The following is a 7,697-nucleotide window of genomic DNA, read 5'->3' on the forward strand; positions in this document are numbered from 1 at the left end:
TATCGTTTCATCACTTACTCAGTTTCAACGAACCATGAAAATCAAACAATCGTAAAAAACAAACATGTGTTTGCTAGCACCAACAACCATTGCAACACTTTGTTTTAAAAAATATTATTTCAGAATAAAATATACCTCACTTATTTGATATATCGATTATCCTGATTTTTATTAATTTTTCAGCATAATATTAGAGATTATTATCACATTTTTATGTAATTTTCTGACTTTACCAAACTTACGATCGTATTCTCATAATGGGAAATAAGTATAAAAATGTCCTTTACTACCTGCCTGACATGAAATAAAACATCAGTGTAAAAACAGCTAAGGGGATGATATGTCAAAGAGGGAAAACCAGATATTGCAACTTCTAAAGCGTGATCCTTTTATTCAGCAACAAGAAATTGCTGATATTCTCGGAATCAGTCGCTCATGTGTTGCAGGACATATTATGAACCTAAGTAAAAAAGGTTATATTAAAGGCAAAGGGTATATTTTATCTAACGATGTTTATGCTGTAACAATTGGTGCGGCTAATATAGATTTAACGAGTTATACCTCAGCCAAATTAATTTATGAAGATTCCAACCCAGGGAAAATTATTTTGACACCAGGCGGTGTCGGAAGAAATATTGCTCAGAATATTGCCTTATTAAAAAATGAAAGTTACTTAATTTCTGTTGTTGGTAATGATTCAAATGGCAAGACATTATTTGATTATACGAAGTCAACAGGTGTTAATGTTAATCATTTATACAAATTAGATGATGAAAAAACCTCGATTTGCAATTCTATTATAGATGAAAATGGAAAATGTGTAGTTTCAGTTAATGACATGAGTATTCTGGAAAAATTGACTCCTGCGTTATTATCTCAATCTAAATCTCTAATCCAACATGCCAGTGTACTCGTTGTTGACTGTAACTTAACGGAAGAGGCCCTGAAATGGTTATTTAATAATGCTGGTAATGTTCCAATTTTTGTTGATACCGTTTCAAGATCCAAAGCATCCAAAATCCGTCATTTGTTATCGCATATTCATACTTTAAAACCCAATCGTACTGAAGCAGAAATCCTCTGTGGAATAAAAATTGAAACTCAAAAAGATGCCGCTGATGCGGCTCATTGGTTTCATCAACATGGAGTACAACGTTTAATTTTAAGCATGGATGCAAAAGGCGTTTATTACAGTGAAAGGGATAATATATCAGGATATTCAGGTGCAATCAACACTGATATCATTAATGCCAATGGAGCAGGTGATGCCATGATGGCTGGCCTTATACACTGCTGGTTAGAAGGCATGGATCTGAAAGAAAGCATTCGCTTTGCACAACAATGTTCAGCACTGACGCTATCGTCGGAAAATATTGAGATATTCCCTAAAAATCGCCTATATCTTTAAAAATAGAGATATATTTTTAAAGATTAACATTTAATTTACTCATATAAACCTCATATAACTATGTGATAATATACAACCATCTGATTTATCTTTAAATTATAAAATTAGAGCCACCTAGATAATGGTGAATATTCAACCAAAAATTTTTCAAACGAATCTTTACTGAGAATATTTACTTCCAGAAAAGGGTTGATTATCTCATTCAATATAAGCAAATCTTCTTGGCAATCCGTATTTTCAAAAAGATGTTAAGGGCATAGAACAAAGCAATTAACCAATTGATATTAAATATTAATATTTATTGTATTTTTCATTCTATACAATTTTCTATACAAATTAAATCGTGCTAAATAACTTTAGCTGTCTCATTATTATATTGATACATTCCTAGTACTACAGCCGTAATCATCCCAAAATTAACGTGTTATCTGATAATCAATAAACTGAGAAACCGTATCATTTCAAGCTGTTCTACGGGCATATTTCCGATTGAGAAAAACAAATACGGCTGTAGTACTAGTCATGATCTGATATCCCATAATCAATAAAACAAGGTCAATACACTAAACGCCCTGAGCTAATGACTGACGACGAACATCGTCGGTAGAGAGAGGTTGGTACGTTTAACGTTCCGAGCTATAGAGGATTGCGACGAATTTCGTCGGAACCTGTTAGGCGATAGAGGAAGCCGTTAACTGATAGCCCTGCCAGTAAGAAGCCTTTCCCGTCACTGTGATTACCTGATCTTTCTGCAACAACATCACCGATAGTGCTATCTCATCAAAACCCACGACACGCAGCGGGTAATCACTGAGCTTTTCACTCTGTGCCTGCATGGTAGCAACTGCCATCACCTTACCTGTCTGGCACTTGATACGCTTGGGGGCAACGGTAATCTTCCCTGTGATCGTAGCGACTATCGAGGGTACATTCTTATTCTGTCTTCGTGCCATGTTCCACCGCCTATAGATGACGCAAATTTGCGTTATGATAAAAATCAATCAATTATATGAAAATAACTCACTGCGAACGTAATACGTACTCAGTTACATTAAGTAACCCAGTACTGGACGGCTTAAACTCAAGCCCTCCTGTGTTGTGATTTGCACAATGGAGTTTTAGAAAATTTATTCGAAAATCACGCCCTAACGAAAAAATCGCAAAATAACTGTACCATCTGTACCGCTTGGAATATTTATATTTAATATCAATATCTTAAGTTGGTACAGATACGAAAAATAACTGTCAATAACTGTCCGTATCTGTACCACTGCTCAGGGAAGCAATGACCAGTAGCAACTGTGGTGATCTTCGCTATAGTTGACTAACCCATTGATTCTTCCGAGATCCTCACTTTGGCTCGCAGGGGATATTGATATTCCTTTGCTCCGGGCTATCACGCACCCAACAAACAAGAGCGGGTAGCTTTATTTCAACGGTTGAGAAAATCCCAATGGTTACTTTATGTGCTGGATAAAAGCAATAAATTCATTGTGTTTCAATGTGTTAATTGAGCACAAGGGGCTGGACAAAACAACTTACCCCTTGTTTTTGACTCACTCTTTTGAGCACACCTCTTGCTACTGCTATGAGTCATTGTCTCATCAAAAGAGATGGCGGAAACTCGGTAAGTTAAAGACAGTTGAGCAGAACGGGCGCAAGAAAACGTAGGTATTTCCCAGTAATAGTATGTATAGATCTGAGGATTTACTACAGAGAAATTGAAGTTATGGCGTACCTCATATATCAGCAATCACTATTTAATATCATGAAAAAATAAAAAGCCCTCAAAAGATGAGAGCTAAATAAGCGGAAACATGAAGATAAGTTATTTACAAATCTTTTCATTTATACAGTGGTCGTTTTTCGTATAAATTGATTATGGTCATTCAGGCAGTTATTGAAATGAAATCCTCGACGCTAGTAGCAAGGGAGGGGTAGGCTTAAGTCCACTCCAGAGAGCCATCTTCAAGTACCCAGACAGCCCCTCCCGGACACATTTCATCAAAGAACCAAATTCCATCTTCTATTCCATCTTCTGTTTTAGGAAATGCCTGCCTGAATAATTCAATTTGTTCATCTATACTTCCTTCAAGGAATTTACCATGTTTAGCAAGTTTGATACGACCTTCTCTCAGGAGGCGCTCTACAATCCAAAAGAAAATTTTTTTTCTTTCATCAAAGGTAATTAAGCTGTCGGAATTTTCAGGCTCACTATAACTCCAAACAACTGTCAGAGGTCGGGCTTCTGCCGCCATCCAAATTTCTTTATATTCATGTTCACATAACATAGATGATCACCTAAATTTAATTTCTATATCTTTATATTTATGGCCTAATTCACTCAGCCTCTGGTTTCCTCTAATATCAATTGTCCACCTAGCCCCAGTATTAGAGGATGAAACGTTTCGTAATGTTATTAACGTTCCATCTACTGTTTTAGCTGTATAAATCCCCGGCCTGACTTCTTTTAGCGGTGTGTTCCCTGCAAGTTGCTGTGCATACCTATAGATTTGTTGATTTATAAGACCTTGGCTTTCATAGACCTTAGTCGTACCATAACTATTACTTGCCTGCCCTTGCCTAATAATTTTTCCATCAATCATCAAATCTCGTGACGGGTCATTTTTATCAAAAATCCTTCGCAATTCCTCAAATCGATTTTTCTGTTGTTGTCTAACCGCTTTGTTATTCCATACGTGCTTATTACCTTGTGGTTCCCATCCTCCCGGCGTACCAGAACTAACACCACCTAATTTAGCTTTTTGATCCGCCGTTAATCCCTTCCCAATATTTGGCTTAGCTGATTTACCCGAACCGTATTTCTCCTGTAACTCATTCAGGTAACGCTGGGTAATTTCATCATTCCCTATCATCAAAAGTGTAATCAGATGATCGAAATCTTCTTGGGAAATGTTATCTGCGATTCCCTTTGCAGAAATTCCAACTATCCCCACTTTAGCAGCTATTTCCAGAAGTTTTTTTGCCAGCTTAGTCCGGCAATATGCGATTCTCTTACAAACTTTTAGGGGTAAAGTTAAAACAGACCGCTTTTTCCTCTCTGTGGTTTTATTCTGCTGATCCTGTTGTGGGTATTTAACAACCTCACTCGCCTGAGATAACGGGACAAATATAGCGTAAAAGATTGCCAAAATAATAACAAATAGTTTTTTCATGGGTTTTTCCCTCTATTCAAAATAAGGGGTTTCTTATATCACCTTGACATAATGTATTTTCCCTAATGCGGCAAATTGAACATACAAAAATTAAAAATATATAACAATAAATACCGTGTTTTACAGGAAAGTATTTATTATCTATTTATGAATTATTTACAAAAAAATCATTAATGGGATTCATTGACACTCCCTCTGAGTCCAGAATTGAAAATCATATAATAGCTAAAAATTGTATATTGGCACGGAGTTACAACTAATTAACGAGAGGGTATTTTCATATTAACTGGGGATTAATGGTTAAAAAAGGAAATGAAACTGAGTTAATAAAATTTCCGATAGTTCCGGCTTAGAACCCCATATTTCCCTTCACAGATTTATCTGGCTTTTGTTTGCCTGCCAGAAGATACCCCTCCTGAAAATCTTTTTGCATCTTTTACTGAATAGCTTATACCACACAAAATCAGACGCTATTCACCCCCCAATCATTGATGTATTAACTTGTATTTAATGGTTTAAAGTTTAGAAAAAATGCGCCGGGGTTATCTACCTTATCTACTAAACTCGCTCATCTCTTGCGCTGCAAGGCTCTGAACGGGTAGATAACTCATGTTTTACTATCTACCTATTGTCTACCTCATTTTGTGTCCTCTATCTATTCTGATTTCAATTTGGTAGACAATCAGGTAGATAACCAAACACTATTTTATAAAAACTCGTCTGCTTTATCGGTTAGTTGTACGTTCGTTTGCCATCTGCCCTGAATAGTTCGGGTGAGGTATTCCGATTTATATTCTTTAGCGGCTTCCTTAACCGCTTTACCGAACTCGGTCACACTCAACGGACGGCCTAGTCCTTGATACTCCATAAATGATAGATAAAGGAAAGGTATTTCCTTGGCTGGCGCTCTTCTTCCGCTTTGCGTCCACCCCCATTTCCAGCCCTCTCGGCTCACCCATAAATGCCAGTGCCGCACAAAGATCCAATACAGGGTTTGAGGCTCGTTTTCCCTCTAACGCCTCGTCACTATCGCGCTGCTCAATCAATAAAACCTTGGCTTCTTCTGGATCGTCAAATGCGGCCAATGATCGACGAATTGGCTATCTTTTTAGACAAATACGGGTCTATATCTTCTTCTTTGACCTTGTTGTTAAATTGATAAATAACGCGCCCACGCGCCACTCCACCAGCCCGCTCCATAAATATCATCGGAGTATTGTTTGTTGCTATGACAACCGCACGTATGATAGCGATATACTGTTGTTCATGCTTAGGGTCAATTTCTACCGCATCGCCGCCGGTAATGGCTTTTATACCTGTACCTTCACCCGTATATTTAGGTTGGTCAGGTAAAGTTATCATGCTCTTGCCGACAAATTGCGCCCGTCTTCTTGCACTGTCTAACGCTGCCATATTGCCACTAGCCGTATTATGCTGACCTGCTAATAATGTTGCCACCTGAGTAAAAACACTTTTCCCGCTACCACCTTCCCCGGTGATTTCAAGGAATAATTGCCAGTCATAGCGATTAGCTAAAACCATGTATAGCGCTGCAAATATCCGTTTCATTTTATAGGGATCTTTACCCGCGGCATGATCTAACCATTTATGAAAATGAGGCGCATCATCACGCAAGTTTTCATCCGGTGACGCTGGGGTGTACTCAATACCATTGTGATTTAACAGCCAGTTATCAGATTTATGAGGTGAGAATTCTTTCGTCTCAATATTAAATACACCATTTGCAAAAGGAATAATGCTTTTGCAAAGTTCTCTCATCACTGGAATAACAATTTTTAATGCTTCAACGACATTGTTAAGTTCTCGCTTACTAAAATTAGTTTGGTATTCAGAATACACCTTTGCCATTTCTCGGCTTAATTCTAAACATGACGTTTTCCTCCACGTTCCAGACTGGTAAATATAGAAACCCTCACTTTCAGTGATGTATAGAGATCCCCTCATAGCATTCAAGTAGACGATAATAGAGTGTAATTTTGGGTTTTTCTTTGATTTTACTGGGAGTGAAGGGCATAGAACAAAGCAATTAACTAATTGATATTAAATATAAATATTTATTATATTTTTCATTCTATACAATTTTCTATACAAATTAAATCGTGCTAAATAACTTTAGCTGTCTCATTATTATATTGATACATTCCTAGTCATGATCTGATATCCCATAACCAATAAAACAAGGTCAATACACTAAACGTCCTGTGCTACTGACTGACGACGAATTTCGTCGGTAGTGAGAGGTCAGTACGTTTAACGCACCAACCTTGTGAAGAGGTTGCGACGTATTTCGTCGGAAGCTATTGAGGTGATGGTTCAGCCTGTCTATATGGATAAGCTACCCAATAGTTTTGGGCTGGCTGAACGCTGCTTATAATTTAGAATGGGTAAAGAGAGAGCTTTCTTCTGGTACTATTCAGTTCGTAAGGCATTGATAGCTGATACAGGCATTTCGATAATCGTTTTAACACTCTTATCAATTCTCTCAATAATTCCTGTTCTGGGACCATTGATCCATGTATCACTTTTATAAAATCTGGCCTGTATCGCCGCCAGTTCGTCCATATCTTCAAATGCCCGGATAAGATAATAACAATCTGGGTCATGCCGCGAGTTGCCAAAACTCACAACATCAATTCCCTGTGAACGATGTAATGGAACGCTGATATTTACCATGATTTCATGAAACCGACTGCCGGTTCCTTTTTTTAATTCGTACTGGAGTATTTCGATGATCTTGTTATCCATGTGCTCGCCTTACGTGTTGTTATTCTTAACGATATGAGCATAACGAAAAATACTGGAAATATGGCAGCAGTATAGCTATTGAGTGATTGAACTGACAGCTAACTGATAGCCCTGCCAGTAAGAAGATTTCCCCGTCACCTGATCACCTGACCTTATCTGTAACAGCATCACCGATAGCGCCATCTCATCAAAGCCCGCGACACGCAGCGGATAATCACTGCTCTTCTCGCTCTGCGCCTGCATGGTAACGACTGCCATCACCTTACCTGTCTGGCACTTTATACGCCTGGGGCAACGGTAATCTTCCCTGTGATCGTAGCGACTATCGAGGGTGCGTTCTTCTGTCT

At 38.0% G+C, this 7,697-nt stretch carries 8 protein-coding genes; 1 reads left to right on the forward strand and 7 read right to left on the reverse strand.

The features are described 5' to 3' along the window. Window positions 1-340 precede the first annotated feature (340 nt). Window positions 341-1,408 (forward strand): PfkB family carbohydrate kinase, encoded by a 1,068-nt coding sequence (locus Xvie_RS16405; RefSeq protein ID WP_086110260.1) that lies wholly within the window; start codon window positions 341-343, stop codon window positions 1,406-1,408. A 671-nt stretch (window positions 1,409-2,079) separates the two neighbouring features. Here the strand turns inward: Xvie_RS16405 and Xvie_RS16410 are convergent. The 7 genes from Xvie_RS16410 to Xvie_RS16435 all read right to left on the reverse strand — a co-directional run bounded on the left by Xvie_RS16410 (window position 2,080) and on the right by Xvie_RS16435 (window position 7,608). Then, a complete protein-coding gene (locus Xvie_RS16410) occupies window positions 2,080-2,361 on the reverse strand; it encodes a hypothetical protein (RefSeq protein WP_086110261.1) in 282 nt (93 codons plus the stop codon). Between the two features lie 990 nt (window positions 2,362-3,351). Beyond that, window positions 3,352-3,699: a DUF596 domain-containing protein gene (locus Xvie_RS16415; protein ID WP_086110262.1), complete on the reverse strand. Its 348-nt coding sequence runs from the start codon at window positions 3,697-3,699 to the stop codon at window positions 3,352-3,354. 6 nt (window positions 3,700-3,705) lie between these two features. Next, window positions 3,706-4,584 (reverse strand): hypothetical protein, encoded by an 879-nt coding sequence (locus Xvie_RS23325; protein ID WP_244175690.1) that lies wholly within the window; start codon window positions 4,582-4,584, stop codon window positions 3,706-3,708. Window positions 4,585-5,402: 818 nt separating this feature from the next. Further along, the gene (locus Xvie_RS23330; RefSeq protein WP_244175691.1) at window positions 5,403-5,669 is read right to left on the reverse strand and encodes a hypothetical protein; all 267 of its coding nucleotides are present in this window, start codon (window positions 5,667-5,669) and stop codon (window positions 5,403-5,405) included. Next, entirely contained in the window at window positions 5,656-6,549 is an 894-nt protein-coding gene (locus Xvie_RS16425) for a DNA primase family protein (RefSeq protein WP_244175693.1), read from the reverse strand. The genes Xvie_RS23330 and Xvie_RS16425 overlap by 14 nt, the downstream gene beginning before the upstream one ends. Window positions 6,550-7,014: 465 nt before the next feature. Continuing rightward, entirely contained in the window at window positions 7,015-7,350 is a 336-nt protein-coding gene (locus tag Xvie_RS16430) for an NIPSNAP family protein (RefSeq protein WP_086110263.1), read from the reverse strand. Window positions 7,351-7,425: 75 nt separating this feature from the next. Then, window positions 7,426-7,608 (reverse strand): hypothetical protein, encoded by a 183-nt coding sequence (locus Xvie_RS16435; protein ID WP_208612604.1) that lies wholly within the window; start codon window positions 7,606-7,608, stop codon window positions 7,426-7,428. Window positions 7,609-7,697 lie beyond the last annotated feature (89 nt).

Source organism: Xenorhabdus vietnamensis (genome assembly GCF_002127535.1).
Taxonomy (GTDB): Bacteria; Pseudomonadota; Gammaproteobacteria; order Enterobacterales; family Enterobacteriaceae; genus Xenorhabdus; species Xenorhabdus vietnamensis.

What these genes read in the sequence shown, in the direction of transcription:
- Xvie_RS16405 (WP_086110260.1), top strand. Translation starts at nt 341, where the DNA reads ATGTCAAAGAGGGAAAACCAGATATTGCAACTTCTAAAGCGTGATCCT.
- Xvie_RS16410 (WP_086110261.1), bottom strand. Translation starts at nt 2,361, where the DNA reads ATGGCACGAAGACAGAATAAGAATGTACCCTCGATAGTCGCTACGATC.
- Xvie_RS16415 (WP_086110262.1), bottom strand. Translation starts at nt 3,699, where the DNA reads ATGTTATGTGAACATGAATATAAAGAAATTTGGATGGCGGCAGAAGCC.
- Xvie_RS23325 (WP_244175690.1), bottom strand. Translation starts at nt 4,584, where the DNA reads ATGAAAAAACTATTTGTTATTATTTTGGCAATCTTTTACGCTATATTT.
- Xvie_RS16425 (WP_244175693.1), bottom strand. Translation starts at nt 6,549, where the DNA reads ATGAGGGGATCTCTATACATCACTGAAAGTGAGGGTTTCTATATTTAC.
- Xvie_RS16430 (WP_086110263.1), bottom strand. Translation starts at nt 7,350, where the DNA reads ATGGATAACAAGATCATCGAAATACTCCAGTACGAATTAAAAAAAGGA.
- Xvie_RS16435 (WP_208612604.1), bottom strand. Translation starts at nt 7,608, where the DNA reads ATGGCAGTCGTTACCATGCAGGCGCAGAGCGAGAAGAGCAGTGATTAT.